General features: G+C 33.9%; 12 protein-coding genes. 6 read left to right on the forward strand and 6 right to left on the reverse strand.

Annotation, left to right across the window (positions count from 1 at the left end; all coding sequences use genetic code 11):
- Nucleotides 1-57 precede the first annotated feature (57 nt).
- Nucleotides 58-1,554, reverse strand: coding sequence for a winged helix-turn-helix transcriptional regulator (locus E7419_00690; protein ID MBE7013706.1), 1,497 nt, complete (start codon nt 1,552-1,554; stop codon nt 58-60).
- A 550-nt stretch (nt 1,555-2,104) separates the two neighbouring features.
- Between E7419_00690 and E7419_00695 the strand changes: the two genes are divergently transcribed.
- The 4 genes from E7419_00695 to E7419_00710 are packed head-to-tail and all read left to right on the forward strand — an operon-like array spanning nt 2,105 to nt 6,639.
- Nucleotides 2,105-2,353 carry a (2Fe-2S) ferredoxin domain-containing protein gene (locus tag E7419_00695; protein ID MBE7013707.1) on the forward strand — a complete coding sequence of 83 codons (249 nt, stop codon included), beginning with the start codon at nt 2,105-2,107 and terminating at the stop codon, nt 2,351-2,353.
- Nucleotides 2,346-4,025 (forward strand): histidine kinase, encoded by a 1,680-nt coding sequence (locus E7419_00700; protein MBE7013708.1) that lies wholly within the window; start codon nt 2,346-2,348, stop codon nt 4,023-4,025. Before E7419_00695 ends, E7419_00700 begins: the two co-directional genes overlap by 8 nt.
- Nucleotides 4,018-5,190, forward strand: coding sequence for a serine/threonine-protein phosphatase (locus E7419_00705; GenBank protein MBE7013709.1), 1,173 nt, complete (start codon nt 4,018-4,020; stop codon nt 5,188-5,190). Before E7419_00700 ends, E7419_00705 begins: the two co-directional genes overlap by 8 nt.
- 27 nt (nt 5,191-5,217) lie before the next feature.
- Nucleotides 5,218-6,639, forward strand: a complete 1,422-nt coding sequence (locus E7419_00710) for a 4Fe-4S dicluster domain-containing protein (protein MBE7013710.1) — start codon at nt 5,218-5,220, stop codon at nt 6,637-6,639.
- A gap of 91 nt (nt 6,640-6,730) precedes the next feature.
- Here E7419_00710 and E7419_00715 read toward each other — a convergent pair whose 3' ends face one another.
- From E7419_00715 to E7419_00735, 5 genes are all read right to left on the reverse strand, one after another.
- A complete protein-coding gene (locus E7419_00715) occupies nt 6,731-8,959 on the reverse strand; it encodes a helix-turn-helix domain-containing protein (protein MBE7013711.1) in 2,229 nt (742 codons plus the stop codon).
- Nucleotides 8,960-9,303: 344 nt separating this feature from the next.
- On the reverse strand, nt 9,304-11,679 hold the full coding sequence (locus E7419_00720) for a hypothetical protein (protein ID MBE7013712.1): 2,376 nt from the start codon (nt 11,677-11,679) through the stop codon (nt 9,304-9,306).
- A 17-nt stretch (nt 11,680-11,696) separates the two neighbouring features.
- Nucleotides 11,697-12,767 carry a Gfo/Idh/MocA family oxidoreductase gene (locus E7419_00725; GenBank protein MBE7013713.1) on the reverse strand — a complete coding sequence of 357 codons (1,071 nt, stop codon included), beginning with the start codon at nt 12,765-12,767 and terminating at the stop codon, nt 11,697-11,699.
- Between the two features lie 39 nt (nt 12,768-12,806).
- Complete coding sequence (locus E7419_00730) at nt 12,807-13,478, reverse strand: TetR/AcrR family transcriptional regulator (protein MBE7013714.1); 672 nt, start codon at nt 13,476-13,478, stop codon at nt 12,807-12,809.
- A 617-nt stretch (nt 13,479-14,095) separates the two neighbouring features.
- A complete protein-coding gene (locus tag E7419_00735; GenBank protein ID MBE7013715.1) occupies nt 14,096-15,334 on the reverse strand; it encodes a glycosyltransferase in 1,239 nt (412 codons plus the stop codon).
- Between the two features lie 174 nt (nt 15,335-15,508).
- On the opposite strand from E7419_00735, the gene E7419_00740 reads away from it, so the two are divergent.
- Together E7419_00740 and E7419_00745 are read left to right on the forward strand one after the other, a co-directional pair.
- On the forward strand, nt 15,509-16,087 hold the full coding sequence (locus E7419_00740) for a hydrolase (protein ID MBE7013716.1): 579 nt from the start codon (nt 15,509-15,511) through the stop codon (nt 16,085-16,087).
- 3 nt (nt 16,088-16,090) lie between these two features.
- The gene (locus E7419_00745) at nt 16,091-16,717 is read left to right on the forward strand and encodes an epoxyqueuosine reductase (GenBank protein ID MBE7013717.1); all 627 of its coding nucleotides are present in this window, start codon (nt 16,091-16,093) and stop codon (nt 16,715-16,717) included.
- The last annotated feature ends 392 nt before the right edge of the window (nt 16,718-17,109 follow it).

The raw sequence follows: 17,109 nt of genomic DNA on the forward strand, positions 1-17,109 counted from the left end.
TCCTTTTTTGAGGATAGGTAAAATTTTTTACCATTCCCTTCCTTTTATTAGTATCAATTACTCCTCAGTCTCGCATCCTAAAGTAAGTTCTGCCAACTCCTGCAGCTTGTCTTTTAAAATCTGTTTAATATTACACAAAATATAATTGTAGGAATCTAAAAAAAATCTAATCTTTTTTTCTTCTTCGTCTATTTTGTTTCTTATATTTATATATTCTTTCTTTGTCTTTATTATATTATTATGTTCTGTTAGCAAATCATTATATGTATTGTTATAAAAAATGCAATCATCTTTATCTGTTTGAGTTGTTACTGCTGATAGCAAATCCTCTATTATTTCAGCCATTCGAGTTGCATATTGGTTGCTTCCTATTCGAAGCATAATTGGCCTGTTACTCAAACTGTTTACTCTGATATCTACCACATCAACAGCTTTGTTATTTTTGCTCGTAAAAAGTGCATTTTGATTTTTCCAAACTGAATTTAAAAGTATTTCCGTTACTACCTGCGATTTGCCCGTACCAGGTGGACCTGTTACAATTGTCAAATCAGATGTAAGCGCTTTAGAAACCGCTTCTCTCTGCTCAGTATTCAGTGGAATAACCTCTAACAAAGTATCGTTCTCAATGTTTTTTTCTATTGAGGATATTCGTTCTGAATGTATCCAATTATAAAGTGCAGTTTCCTTATAACTATCCTTGTCAATCTGACTCAGTAATGACAACTCACTTTCTAATCCCTGCGTATACGGAGAACGTTCGCAAGAAAAAACAATTGCTTTATTATATATTCCATCTTCAATGCTGTCATTTAAATGTATATGAGAATTCAACTTATCGATATCCAACTTATCTTTCCAATTCCATTTTCTTATTTCCTGAAGGCGAGATACAATCTCATCTAATTCTATATCTAAATCAGAAGAATTTAATCCTAATTCCTCCTCTAATTGAATCAAATCATAAATCAAATTATTTGTATCATTTGACGAGTTCTTTTTTACTATTTCTATATTTACATTAGGGTATTCCGAAATATGTACATTGCCGCTATTATATTCAAAAGGAAATAAAAATACAGGCACCAGCACCTTAAAATATGCATTATTTTTTGGAGAATATAATGTTTCAACTGAAATCGGATAACCGATATAAGAAATATAATTTCGTTTCTTTGCGGTTTTATTCAAATATGAAATTGCATCTTCGTTAATTTCCTGTGATACATCAAAATTATTAATCTCACTATAATTACCATTTAAATATAAAGATATTCCGTTATTTTCTTCTAAACTCAAACAATTAAGATAGTAGTTGCATAAATTGGACAACTCAATATCAACTGTTTTTTCTTGTTTATCAGTTTTCGAAGTTTCATTTGAATTAAGTATATACCATAAATAATTAGAATCCTGATAACAATATTTTTTAAGTCTTCCATATAATGCTGAATTTACAGTTTTGCGCTCCACGCCCATCTTGTCTGCTATCACTCGTGCTTTGATACCTTTATTCTTTTTAATTATTTCAAGTATTTGTTTATCAAAATCCGTCATTAAAAATATCTCCCTTATTTTTTTATTAAATCTTTTTCCTAGTAAACTATATATAAAATGACAATAGAGCTACCATTTAGGATAGGTAGCCCCACTATATTAATTTTTTTACTTATCTGCAACTATTTCTCATAAAATATATCTCTTGTTTTCAATACAAAGATTATTTAATTCAATGAACTTTATTCTATGTATATTTTACTTTATATTATTTAAAAAGTCAATAAAAAGGAAATCTTCGTTCAATGATTTTTTGTAAAACAAAATACAGCTTCTGCCTATGTCCACAATTGGTAAACTTACAAATATAAATCACATAAACAGGTATTGATTTAAGTTTATAATCAGAAAAAACAAAAACTGTAAAACTGTGTTTATTCAAAGATGCTTAAATTCGTTAAAATAAGGTGAAATTTTTGCTTTTACGGTTGTCAAAATGTGAAAATTATATTATAATGATTTCAACGAAGATGAAATCAACTTTACGGCAACGAGAATTATTCATTATTAATTATTCATTATTCATTTAAATTACGGGGGGATTAAAAAAATGAAGATAACAGTATGTATAGGAAGTTCCTGCCATATAAAAGGGTCGCGTCATATAGTAGAACGTTTGACGGAATTGATAAATGCCCAGAATCTTACTGATAAAGTTAAACTTTCGGGTACATTTTGTATGGGCAGATGTCAGGAGGGTGTTTGCGTAACAGTAGATGATAATTTCTATTCGGTAACTCCTGAAACGGTGGATGAATTTTTCAAAGAAAAAGTGAAAGGAAATATCCAAAATGCCTAACTGTTTAACATTAAAAAAATCAAACTGTAAAAACTGTTATAAATGTATTCGCCATTGTCCTGTCAAGGCAATCCGTTTTTCAGCAAACCAGGCTCATATTATAGGCAACGAATGTATCTTATGCGGTCAGTGTTTTGTTGTCTGCCCTCAGAACGCAAAACAGATTGTTGATGAAACCGAAAAAGTAAAGACATTTTTACAAAATGAAGATAAGGTAATTGTAAGCCTTGCCCCTTCTTTTGTTGCAAATTATAAAGGCATCGGGATTAACTCTATGAAAAAAGCCCTCAAGAAACTCGGTTTTTTTGATGTTGAAGAAACTGCAATTGGTGCTACCATAGTAAAAACCGAATACGAACGTATGTTAAAGGAAGAAACACGTGACATTATTATATCTTCCTGTTGCCATTCGATAAACTTGCTTATTCAGAAATATTTTCCGTCACTTCTTTGCTATCTTGCAGATGTGGTTTCTCCAATGCAGGCGCATTGTCTTGATATTAAGAAAAGATATCCTGGCGCAAAAACCGTATTTATAGGTCCGTGTGTTGCCAAAAAGGACGAAGCAGAACACTACTCTGGAATTGTAGATGCTGTTCTTACATTTGAAGAACTTACAAACTGGTTAAATGATGAAAATATTGAAATAGAAAATCAGTCTGATTCGGATAACGAGAGCCGAGCAAGATTTTTCCCAACAACAGGGGGAGTTTTAAAAACTATGGCGCAAAATATAAATAACTATACATATATGGCTCTTGACGGTGTTGAAAACTGCATTGAAGCACTTAGGGATATTGAAAACGGCAAAATTCACAAATGTTTTATCGAGATGTCTTCATGTGTGGGCAGTTGTATAGGCGGACCAGTTATGGAAAAATATCACAAAGCAGCCCCTGTAAAAGATTATATTGCAATCGCAAATTATGCAGGTGAAAAAGACTTTTGTGTTAACCAGCCTGACAGTATTGAACTGAAAAAACATTTTACATTTATAGAACACAGGCTTCAGCCTCCTACTGACGAAGAAATTCAGAACATTCTTAAAAAAATGGGCAAATTCAGTCCGTCAGATGAGTTAAACTGCGGTTCCTGCGGATATAACACCTGCCGTGAAAAAGCAGTGGCAATTTATCAGGGAAAAGCAGAAATTTCTATGTGTCTTCCGTTTTTAAAAGATAAGGCTGAAAGTTTTTCGGATACTATTGTTAAAAATACGCCGAACGGTCTTATTGTGTTAAACGAAGAACTGGAAGTTCAGCAAATAAATCAGGCGGCAAAAAATATTATGAATATAAGAGAAAGCATGGATGTTCTGGGTGACTCGGTTGTTCGCATTATGGACCCTCAGGATTTTTTAGAAGTAATGGATTCAGGCAAAAACATAAGAAACAAAAAGATTTTTCTTGCAGAATACAATCGTTTTGTTGAACAAACAATTTTGCATGATAAAGATTCAAGGCTTCTTATCGGCATAATGAGGGACATCACAGAGGAAGAAAGCCAGAGAGAAAAGAAAGAAAATATAAGCCGTAAAACTGTCGAAGTTGCAGACAAAGTTGTTGAGAAACAGATGCGTATAGTTCAGGAAATCGCATCTTTGCTTGGCGAAACTGCCGCAGAAACCAAAATTGCACTCACAAAGTTAAAGGAGTCGATAAAGGATGAATAATCTATGTTTGGATATCGGCTGGAAAAGTATAAACCACTTTGGAGAGCAACTTTGCGGTGACCATGTGGAAATAGTTGACGATAGTAACAATTCAATGGTTATAGTTCTTGCAGACGGGCTTGGAAGTGGTGTTAAAGCAAGTATTTTATCTACTTTAACATCGAAAATAATTTCCACAATGATTGCTGCAGGACTTAATATAGAAGAATGTGTATCAACCATCGCCGCTACTCTGCCCGTATGTTCAGTGCGCAGTGTTGCGTATTCTACCTTTACTATACTGCATGTTATAAATAATGAAACTGCGGAAATAATCCAGTACGATAACCCTCACGTAATGCTGATACGTGACAACAAGAATTACGATTATGTTAAAACCGAAATGAATATTGACGGTAAAAAAATATATAAATCCACCCTTCATCTTAACGAGGGAGACATTTTTGTTTTAATGAGTGACGGATGCCCGCATGCAGGAATTGGTACATCATATAATTTCGGATGGAAAATGGAGGAAATAACTGCATTTATGGAGGCAGTATCCTTAACCGGACTTACTGCGAAAAATATGGCTACCCTGCTTACCGATGAATGTGACAAACTCTATGACGGAAAACCTGGTGACGATGCAACAAGTTGTGTTATAAAAGTAAGAAGAAGAGAACCTATGAATATTTTATTCGGTCCTCCGTCAAACCGTGACGACTGTGACCGTATGATGTCCCTCTTTTTCTCAAAACAGGGGAAACATATTGTATGCGGAGGAACGACCTCTTCAATAGCAGCGCAATATTTAAACAAGCCTCTTGAGGTTTCCTTAAATTATGAAGCCTCCGATGTACCTCCTACGGCAAAAATCGAAGGCGTTGACTTGGTAACCGAAGGGGTTATTACCATAAATAAAGTTTTGGAGTATGCTAAGGATTATCTTAAAGAAAACGAGATGTATGAACACTGGAATTATAAAAAAGACGGTGCATCTTTAATATGTCAGTTATTATTTGAAGAAGCGACCGACATTAACTTTTTTGTAGGCCGTGCAGTAAACCCTGCACATCAGAATCCTGAACTTCCTATAAACTTCAACATTAAAATGAATCTTGTTGAAGAACTTTCAAAATGTCTTAAAATGATGGGAAAAAAAATTAAAGTCAGTTATTTTTAATAAAAATTATATATAAGGAATAAAGCTATGAGAAAATTTGATACCAAAGTACAATATTTAAAATATAAAGTATTAAGAGAAGTTGCAAAAGAAGCCTGGAACGGAACACTTTTAGAAAATATAACAAATATACCTAAAGTAATTGTTCCCGGAACTGTACCTACAATGCGTTGCTGCGTTTATAAAGAACGCGCAATACTTTTGGAACGTGTAAAAATTGCAATGGGAGGAGATAGAAATAATCCCAACGTAATTGAAGTTATTGATATTGCCTGTGACGAGTGTCCTGCGGCAGGTTATGAGGTAACCTCATCCTGCAGAGGCTGTCTTGCTCACAGATGTGAAGATGTATGTAAAAAAGGTGCAATCTCGTTTGACCATAACCACGTGGCACATATTGATAAAACAAAATGTGTAGAATGCGGTCAATGCGCAAAAGTATGCCCTTATTTTGCTATTGTAAACAGAAAACGCCCATGTCAGAATGCATGCAAAGTAAAGGCGATTTCAATAAACGAAAACAATGCTGCTAAAATTGACAATGAAAAATGCACATCCTGCGGAGCGTGTGCATATCAATGTCCGTTTGGTGCAATTACAGATAAATCATATATACTTGATGTTATTGAAAAAATAAAAGAAAGTAATAACAATCAAAATTATAAGGTATATGCAATGGTTGCCCCATCTATTGCGAGCCAGTTTGCTTATGCAAAACTCGGTCAGGTAATAAAAGGGCTTAAGGAACTTGGATTTTTTACAGTTGTTGAAGCCGCTTTGGGTGCTGATATGGTAGCATGTGAAGAATCCAAAGAACTTGCAGATAAAGGATTTTTAACAAGTTCTTGCTGTCCTGCGTTTGTATCTTATGTTAAATCAAATTTCCCTGACCTTGTAAAATATATATCTCATAATCCATCTCCTATGGTGGCTCTTGCAGAGTATATAAAGAAAACCGATCCGACCTCTAAAGTTATTTTTATAGGTCCGTGTACTGCAAAGAAAAAAGAGGCTCAACTTGACCATGCTAAAGAATACGTTGATGCTGTGCTTACTTTTGAAGAACTGCAGGCTCTTTTTGACAGCAAGGATATTGATATAACAACTTTAGATGAAGATGTGCTTGATAACGCATCATATTTCGGAAGAATATTTGCCCGTTCAGGCGGTTTATCCGATGCAGTTAAACAGGCACTTTTGGAACAAAACATTGACTTTAATGTAAATCCTATCGTATGTGACGGAATTGAACAATGTAAAACAGCACTCCTTAAAAAAAGCAAAAATGTGCTTGATGCCAATTTCATTGAAGGAATGGCTTGTGTGGGAGGTTGCATAGGTGGCGCAGGTTGCCTGACTCACGGAGAAAAAAATAAACTTGAAGTTGATAAATACGGAAAAGAAGCAATAGAAAAAACAATTTCTGATGCTGTATCACAACTTAAATAAATCAAAATGGACGCAATGGGGTCTGTCCCTTTTGCGTCCATTCAGTTTTGTAATTAAGATAGGAACGGTTTTAAACCGTTCCTATTTTGATTTATTTATTAATTTCCCTGTATTTTCCGGGCGGAAGTCCTGTAACCTTTTTAAATGCGGCGGCAAAAGTTGCCTGATTTATATATCCGACTTCTTCGCTTACTGCATTTAATGGTTTATCCGTTTCACAAAGAAGTTTCTTTGCCTGGGAAATACGAAGATTTGTAAGATATTCACTGAACCCTAACGAAAATTCCTTTTTAAAATAATTTGAGAAATATTTAGGGGTAGTATTAAACTCAACAGCGATTTTTTCTAAGTACAAATCTTTTTTATAATTTGAGTTAATATATTTTATTATTTCGGCACGGTTTAAACTGCTTTTTTTAGTATCATACATATTTATACTAAGATGAACAAGGTTTATAAAAGAGTTCATTACCCCGTAAACATCATGGTTTTCCTTTAACTGCTCAATACCGCCCAAAAACACCTGCTCAAGTTGATACATATCTGAATTGCTTTTTTTATTTGACGAAAGTGTATCTGTAACCGTGCTTAACATCTGCCTTAACATAAATTCAAATTTTGATAAGGGAATATTGTTCTTTATGTTTTCTTCAAATATTTCTTTTATATAATTTCTTGCCGAAATTTCTTCTTTTGCCATTATTTTTCCTGCAAGTTCCTCTTTAAAATTAGGAGGAAGATATATACGGTTACCATACTCTATATCATCATAAGAAAGGAAAGAAGTTTTATCATCTATCCCTCTGTAACCTCTGGAAATATTTATATCGTGATATGCTTCATATAAATTTCCCAGATTAGAATACTCTCTGCTGTATGATGCGAGTATTTCTATATTATTTTTTCTTATATCAGACAAACAAACACTGAACTTTTCGGCAATTTCCTTATATGTTCCCTTATCACAGCCTATTACGTAAATAAACTTTCTTGATTTTTCTTCTATTAAAATAAAATTAAGTCCGTTTTCATTTAAAAACTCTTCGGTTTTTATAAATTCATATTTTGGAAGTTTTAAATTTTCTCTTATAATTTCTAAAGAGAGCATAAAGAAACATTCATTTTTTAATATATCCGAAAAAACCGAATCAACTGTATTTTTAAACCGTGAGTAAAAAGAACTTGATGTAACGGTTTTTAAGAAAATACTGCTTTTAATTTCTTCGCTCATTATATCTGCATTTATAGATTTTTTAGAAACATTCTCTTTAAATGCTTTCATTTTATCTTTTATATCAGAAATAACACCTTCATTGTTTTCTATTTCCAACTCGGAAAATACAGGTACAATTTCCGCATCGATTTTATAAATCGATTTCATTAAAAATACTGCTCCTATAATAAAACCTGCAAGAAGGAAAATAAACGAAAAAATAAACACTAAAAGATTATTATCTTTTATTTCCGCAACATAGTAATAATAGTTATAAGAAGATTTTATGATATAATACTTCTTAAAGCCTAAATTTATAACCTGTTCCTTAAAATCTTCCGACACGTTTATAGTATTTATCATATACTCGCTGTCTGAATTCGAATAAATAACCGAGTCGTTATAATCATATATTTTAAAGTTTATACCTTCGCCAAGAAGGCTTAAATTTGCAGACTTTACAAACTTATCATAAGAAATGAAAAGAAGCATATTCGTGTTGTTTTCCACATGCCTTTTTACACATACCATCAAATTCTGAGGGTCCTCAGCAGGATACTTTTCCATATTTTTATAAGAAGCAGACGGTATTATTTTAACATTCTGATAATCGGTTGCAAGATTATCAAAAAAGTTCGCTCCGTAAACTTCACTTGCATAGTTTTTATTAAAGAAATCTCGTTTTAGCATTACTCCTTGCGTTGTAAGAACTAAATCTTCGTTTTTCTTAAGTATAACTATTTCTTCAATAAAGTTGTTCGTTTCGGTGACTGATTTTAATGTATCAGTAAGGTAAGATGAAAGGTCATTATCATAATTTATAATCCCGTTTTCACCGTACAGAACTTCTTTGTCAATTTCATTTTCAATGGATTTATAGGTATTGTCAATGTTTTTAAAAATATCATTTAACGATTTTATGGCAGTATCTATGATAAGTTTACTGCTGTTTTCTTTAGTATCTTTTATACTTATATACATAGGAAAAAAAGACATAAGCGTAAAGGATGCTACTATAATAAGAGCAGGAATACATATCTTAAAAAGCCTGTGCCTGTTTTCACTTTGAAAGAAATTTTTAAAATTGTCAATTATTTTATTAAACATTTTTTACCTCTTATAAAGATGTAGGGGCCGATGCCTGCCACCGCCCCCTGTAATTTTGGTTTTATTTTGTTTAATTAGGAATGAGGATTTAGGAATTAGGAATGGAGGAAGACAAAATCATGCTATGCAGCGATTTTGTCCTTTTTAATTTCATTTTCTCTATACCCATTGGGATTATTTTAATTATTGTGTTTCGGGAGGGCACGGAGTCCCTCCCCTACAATTTTGAAATCGAAGATTTCCCATTAAATTCAAAAACGCATAGCGTTTTTACCTTTATTCCTAATTCCTCTTTCCTAATTCCTAATTGAAATAATTTCGCATTTCGCACTTCAAATTACGAATTAAACCTTTTCCCCTGTATTTACCATTTCAATGTTCTTATTAGGACATCTGTTAAAGCACATTCCGCAAGCAACACATTCGTCACCGTGAATTTCAATTTTATCCATTTTCGGATTATAAATAGCAAACTCGGAGCAGATTGTTTTACATAACTGGCAACCTTCGCCACATCCGCATTTTAAGCAGCGACTTGCTTCTTTAATTGCTTCATCAATGGTTGAAATAACCGCTTCAGCTTTTTTAGTATTACCGATATATCCGTTTCTTTCTAAAACATTATCTTTCTTAACAGCAGTAACACTTTCAACACCTGTAAGAGTAGCATTGTCGCCCATTATTTCTTTATCAACTCTTGCCGCTTCATTAACACCTTTTGCACAAGCAGCAACTATAGTTGCATTCTTAGACCAGGAATCGCCGTCATAAATATCATCACAAACGATAGCTATTTCTTCGCCGATTGAACCTTTAAATTTAGCAACATTACCTGATTTTTCTATAAATGAAAGGTTATTTACAAATTTAGCGCCCTTATCTGTAACTTCTTTGATAAGTTCTTTTACAATGCTTCTTCCTTCGCTGATTGGGCTACCTGCAATTACAACAGATTTTGCACCGTTATTAATAGAATAAAGTGCCATATCAAATACATCAAGGCTCTTACCCCAAATAACAATGTCTTTACCTGAAGTATCAGTATCATCGCCCATTATTAAAGAATAGCCTGACTTGATTGTTTCATTTGCACTCTTTTCGGAAGGAATGTACGCTTTAATATATGAATCAAATTCTGAAACGCATTTTTCACATACTTCTTTTCCTGTTTCAAACTTAACGCCTTTTTTATCAAGGTCGGAAATTATATCGTCTAAAATGCTCTGAGGAAGTCTGCCGCTTTTTACCATCATAAGAAGTGAGCCGCCGATTTCAGTATCTTTTTCAAATACTGTAACATCATAACCTGCTCTTGCAAGGTCACCTGCTGCAGAAAGTCCCATAGGACCTGAACCGATAACAGCAACTTTTTTGCCGTTTTTTTCTTTTACTTCTTCATGTTTTTCCCAGCCTTCTTTTTTTGCCATATCTAAAACGAACTTTTTAAGTTCACGGATTTTAACAGGTTCTCCCCCTTCGCCTCTTACACAGGCATCTTCACAAGGATGTGCACAAACATAAGCACAAGCACCCTGTAATGCTCCTTTTGAAATAATAAGGTCGTACGCTTCTCTAAATTCGCCTTTTGCAATTTTTGAAACATAAGCCTGAACAGGAACGTGAAGAGGACAAGCCGCTTTACAAGGACCTGAAAGGTTAGGATTTTTTATCTGAGCGTATCCGTTATAAATTGTAAGTTCAGGAGCTGTTTTAAGTTCAGGAACAATTTTTCCGCAGAAATCATCAATTGTTTCATATCCGTGCTTATCCATATAATCTTTCATACCCTTAATCATAGGACGAACTATATCAAAACCACTGATTAAAGTTTCAGCACAAACACCAAGTAAATTACCTCCGCAAAGTACCATTTCAACTGCATCTTTCCAGTTAGTAATACCACCTGCTGCCATAATTTTAGGTTCAGGACCGTTAACTTTTCTTATTTCATAAGTATCTCTTTGTGCGATTGGTTTTAACCAGTTACCGCAATAACAACTCATACTAACTTCGTCCTGAAGATGATATATTGCCTGTTCAGGATGGTCTAAATCAAGTTCAGGAATACCAAGACGGTTACCTGTTCCGCCTACTGCGTCTGCTCCTGCAGCGTAAAGTGCAGATGCAATATTTGCAATCTGACCGCCTTCAGGAGTGAGTTTAACAAATAGCGGAATATTTATAACTTTTTTAATTTCTCTTACGATTTCGGCAACTGCATCTCCCTGCTGACCTAAACTTGCGCCGGTTTGTTTTGCTGCAGATTTGCTTCCTCCGCTTGTTAAATTAACATTATATGACATATTAGGACAGCACATATTAAGTTCTATAATATCTGCTCCTGCTTCTTCAAACTTTTTAGCCATATTAACCCAGCCTGAAACACCTTCGTCCCCTGCATAGGTAATATTTGCAAAAAGTTTAAGGTCAGTAAGTACTTTTTTTGCTTCTCTTACAAGTTCTAATCCCTGTTCGAAAGTAAGCCTTTTTTCAGCAGTAAACGCAAGCGCATTTGTTTCTTTAAACATTGCATAACGAGGTTTACGATTTATGTATGGCGCAGGGTCTATTGAAAGTTTGATACTTGCAGCAGCCCAGCCTGTTTCTTCAATTCTTTTTAACTGTGCAACAGATTTAGTGGTAGGTCCTGATGCAACAAAGAAAGGATTTTTAAATTCTACTCCGCCGACTGTAACGGGAATTCTAATATCATTTAACATTTTTAACACTCCTTTAATTATTTAATATCAGGGTTTACGATTTTAATACCTTCTTTTGCAGATTTGTAAATATAGTTAACAACTTTAAGAATTTCTAAACCGTCAACACCTCTTAAACCTACTTTTGCGTCTTTATTATCTCTTACACATTCCATAAAGTGTCTGATTTCACCGATATATCCTAAGTTATATTTTTCGTCAACTGCAGGTCTTGACCAGCCTGTTGTAACTTCTGCTTTTTCAACTGTATATTCTACACCGGGAATTGAGTAAAGTTGGATTGGAGAAGAGAATGTTAAATCAACTGCCATTTTTCCTTCTTTACCATAAATTTCAATACTGTCTTCCATACCGCCGCATGCTAAGTAGTTTGCTTCTAAAAGTGCACTTGTGCCGTCTTTGAATTTAATCATAACAGCAGCCCAGTCTTCCCCTTCCATTGTTTTATGCCACATATTATTTTCTAAACCGCCTGATGTCATAGCAACAAGTTCGGTCCATTCATTGTTTTTCATAGCAAGCATAAATCCGATTGGATGACATCCTAAGTGAATCATACTTCCGCCGCCGCAGAATTCAATTTTCTGAGCAAATGGTGAGTGAGAACCACAGTGACATTCTCTTGCTCTTACATAAGTCTGTTCGCCGATTGCGCCTTCTTTAACAAGTTCCAATGCTTTGTTAAGAGCAGGTGCAAATAACCAGTCTTCTGCATAATATAATTTTTTGCCTGCTTTTTTAGATGCTTCAAGCATTTCTTCTGCATCAGATAAAGTTGTAGCAATTGGTTTTTCAGTTATAACATTTTTACCCTTAGAAAATGCATAAACTGCTATATCGTGATGTAAAAAGTTTGGTAAGCAGATATCAACAACATCACAGTCAACTGCATCAATTGCTTTATATGCATCATCATAAACTTCTACATCTTTAAGTCCGTATCTTTTGATAATATCGTGCGCTCTGTCTGTCGCTTTGTCACAGATAGCAACGATTTTTGCAATATCAGTACATCTTGAGTACCCATCCATGTGAAGGTCAGCAGAAAATGCCGCACCTACGATTAAAACTTTTACTTGATTTGCCATATTGAATTCCTCCGCTTTAAATTATTTTTAGTAGATAAATTATTTTTTTATATTAGATAAAATCATTTCCGTAACATTTTCAACTCTTTTTGAAAAGGAAATATCCCCTTTTAAAAAGTTTGACATTGTGTGCTTATTGGAAAAGTAAGAAAACGTAAAGGTCATAATGGAGAACACAACCTGATTTTCGTCTGTGTCTTCTTTAAATTCGCCGTTTTTCTTTCCCTCTGCCAAAACTTTGAACATATAGTCCATAACTCTTGTCTTAACATCGGATAAATCCATTTCCTTTATGTATTTCCCTTCGTTAAGATTTTCCCACAATATAAGTTTTATATATGCAGGGTTATTTTTTAAAAATTCAAAGTACATTTTTATAATATTGGTAATGGCTTCAACACAGGTGGTATATTCTTTAAAGATTCCGCTTTCCGCTCTTGCCATTTTCTTGTACGCTTCGTGAAGTACAACTTTATAAAGATCCTCTTTGCTTTTAAAATCTTTATAAATAAGCCTTTTGTTGACCCCCGAAATTAATGCGATTTCGTCAACTCTTGCACCGTAAAGACCTTTCTTTGCAAAAACCTCTTCTGCGGCTTTTATAATAAGTTCTCTGTTAGTGCTTTTAAGTATTTCTTTTTCCAAAAAATCACCACCGCATTTTTTTATAAAGCAGAAACAAAAAACTTCGCATCTGCTTAAAGTAACTATTTAGTTACATTGTAGCACCAATAGTTTGATTTGTCAATATATAAAAGAAAAGTCATTACAGATATTTTTTAACCTGTAGTGACATAAAATAATTATTATTGTAAAAAGATTCCGTGTCTTCCTAAGCGGGAGGGCATGGAAACCCTCCCCTACGATTTAAATAAAATATAAAAACGCAAAACGCCGTATGGCATGTTTTGCGTCTTTAACGTTTGTTCGAAGAACAAACATATCACATTGACAAAGGCAATATATCACATTTGCAAAGCAAATATATCACGTTATCGCAAGATAACATATCACTGTTTGACCATTTTTACATCTTTTTAATGGGCAAGGCTCGATGCCTTGCACCATTAAACGTAAGATAGGAAAAATTGTTCAGATTGGACGAAAAAAAGGAACAAACTTTTTTAAGTTTGTTCCCGTAAGCCCGAAGGCGTACTAAGTACGTCGAGTGGTTTTTTTCGTTCAAAGTGCAAATATTAAATTACATAAATCGCTCTAAGCGATTTATACCTTGTTTTTTGGTTGAAACAATCACATTTAATTATTCTTCGTGATTTTGTATCTTCATATTTAATCCCTATTTGCACGTTCTGGACCATTTTTACATCTTACTGAAGGTCTGATGCTGCTATTTTTCTCGTATGCTCGGTGTGGAACCAATCCTTGTTATTCTTTCTTATCACACCCACAACCGCAATCGGAAGCCATGTATAAGTATAAACAAGGTATGGTACATAATAGATAATCATTTTCTTTGTAAGTTTGCCTTCTGCCCACAGAACTAAAGGTGTAAGTAAGAACTGCCCCAACATAACAAGATTCCACAAATACGGCGGAATAGCAAGGTTGGTTAAAAACCACATTTCAAGCGGTGGATAGAACAGTTTAATAAATGAAACTGTTGTTATAATAAGAAGCATAATTAGTAAAGTAGGCTGAAGAAGATATATAATACAGTCAAATGCTAAAACATCATTTTCTTTAACCGCTTTTTTGAAAAGACGGGGAATAAATCTTGATGCAACATCGGCATGTCCCTGCATCCATCTTGTTCTTTGCTTAACCGACTGAGAAAGAGTAAGAGGCTTTTCGTCATAAACTATCGCTTCTTTTGCATACCCTACTGAAATTCCGTTAAGAACAAGTTGCATGGTAAATTCCATATCTTCAGCAAGACAAGTAGCGCTCCATCCGTATTCTCTTATAATATCGCATGAAACTGCAAAACCTGTTCCTGAAATCTGATTGGAAAGCCCTAAATTGCTTCTTGCAGACTGATATACTTTGTTAAGGCACCAGAATGATATAGCATAAGAAGCAGTTATCCATGAATCGTTAGGATTTTTAGTATCTATATATCCCTGAACTGCCTTAAAGCCCTGATTGAATTTAACATTCATTTCATTTAAGAAATTTTTGTGAACAATATTATCTGCATCAAATACACAAATAGCATCATATTCTTTGTCCATCTTAAAAATTCGCTCAAACATCCAGTTAAGAGCATATCCCTTGCCCTTGTCCTTATCGGAAAATCTTTCATGGACATCGGCACCATGCTCTCTTGCAATTTTGGCAGTATCGTCAGTACAGTTATCGGCTATGACAAAAATATCATACTTATCTTTATCATAATCTATATCCTTTAAACTGTCCACAATTTCAGAAACAACCTTTTCCTCATTGTGCGCTGCAACTACCATTGCAAATCTATGTTTTTCATTTTTAATCTCTTTAGATTTGTTATCCCCAATAAATGCAAATATCCCAACCAGTATATGATACAAACCGATTACGATAACAAATAACTGTATCAGAACTGACAAAGCATAAATTATTACATTCATTTACATAACCTGACCTTTCATTCTTTTTTACACAAATTTTCACACTACCTTACAACACTATACACCACTTTTTTAAATTTTGCAAGTGTTTTCACATTTTTTCTTTTTTTGATTTGACTTTTACATAAGATTAGTAGTATTATTAATATGTAAAATGTTAAAAGAGGTATGACTATGGATTATAAAGAACGATTTTTGGAAATTTATAAAAAATTTATAAAAAGAGAGGGCAGTGAAGCGCTTCTTAACTATCTTTTAAGTGAAAGTTGTGACTTTTTCCATGCTCCTGCAAGTACAAGATACCACCTTGCATCTGACGGGGGACTTTTAATTCACAGCCTTAATGTTTATGACTGCTTAAAAGAATATCTTAACCGACCATTTATTAAAGAAAAATGTAATCTTACTTACTCTGACGAAACAATCGCAATTGTTTCTTTACTTCATGATTTGTGTAAAATCAACTGCTATAAAAAAAGTTTTCGGAATGTAAAAGATGAAACGGGAAAATGGATACAGGTACCGTCTTACGACTTTGACGATTCCCTCCCTTACGGGCATGGTGAAAAGAGCGTTTATATCATAACAGGATTTATGAAACTTACAAGAGAAGAAGCCTTTGCAATAAGATACCATATGGGATTTTCAGGAACGGAAGATCAAAGGAATATATCAAATGCTTTTTCCCAGTATCCCCTTGCATTTGCTCTTTCTACAGCAGATATGGAAGCAACTTTCCTTGTGGAGAAATAAACTATGGATATATTACATACTCTTAAAGAAAAAATACTCGACTGGGGCGCTTATGATGTCGGATTTTTCAATGATGATTTTAAAGGATATAAAAACGGAATATCCTTTTATGTAAAATTATCTTACGATATTTTAAAAGAAATTGACGATGCCCCTACATATACATACTTTCATCATTACAGAACAGTCAATGCATTTATTGACAGGATAGCACTTAAAACAGGGATATTTCTTGATAAAAACGGCTATAATTATTTTTCCATACCTGCATCGCAGACTGTAAACGGAAATACCAGCCTTTCAGGAGAATATTCTCACAAAAAAGGTGCAGTGCTTTCCGGTCTTGGATATATTGGCAAAAGCAGTCTTTTTATAAGTAAAAATCACGGTTCAATGGTAAGGCTTGGCACAGTATTTACAAACCTTGACCTAAAGGCAGAAAATAAAATAATGGAAAATGAATGCGGTGAATGTAAAATATGCATTAATAAATGTCCTGCGATGGCAATTTCAGAGGCAGGTATTGACAGGAAATCCTGCTCGGATTATATGAAAAGGGCATATCAGCATATTGGCAGAGGCTCGGTTTGCGGAATTTGCATTAAAACTTGCCCGAAAAACAAGTTTTAATGAATAATTAATAATGAATAATGAATAATTGTGGTATAAATTCCTTAAGGAATTTATGGAATTAAAAAACGCAAAAGACCGAATGGTATCTTTTGCGTTTAGTGCAGTAATACTCGAACCCAATATGGTTTTAAAATGGAAATTTCGCGTAATATAGCAGAAATCCCTGCGAACATACGAAAGTATAATTCTTGAAATTTCTTTATCTTACCCAAAATTTCTCATTTTAAAACTCGCAGACCTTAAACCTTGGAAAATTTTCAAGATTTTTGATGCGGAGTCTGCAGTCAGGCTTGTCGCCTTACAAAGACGACAAATTAAAAAGATTGGAATTTAACAGGTTTAAGGCATATTGTGTTCAAGTCTTACTGCACTAAGGCAAATATATCACG

The organism is Oscillospiraceae bacterium (genome assembly GCA_015068525.1).
In the GTDB taxonomy this organism is placed as follows: domain Bacteria; phylum Bacillota; class Clostridia; order UMGS1840; family HGM11507; genus SIG450.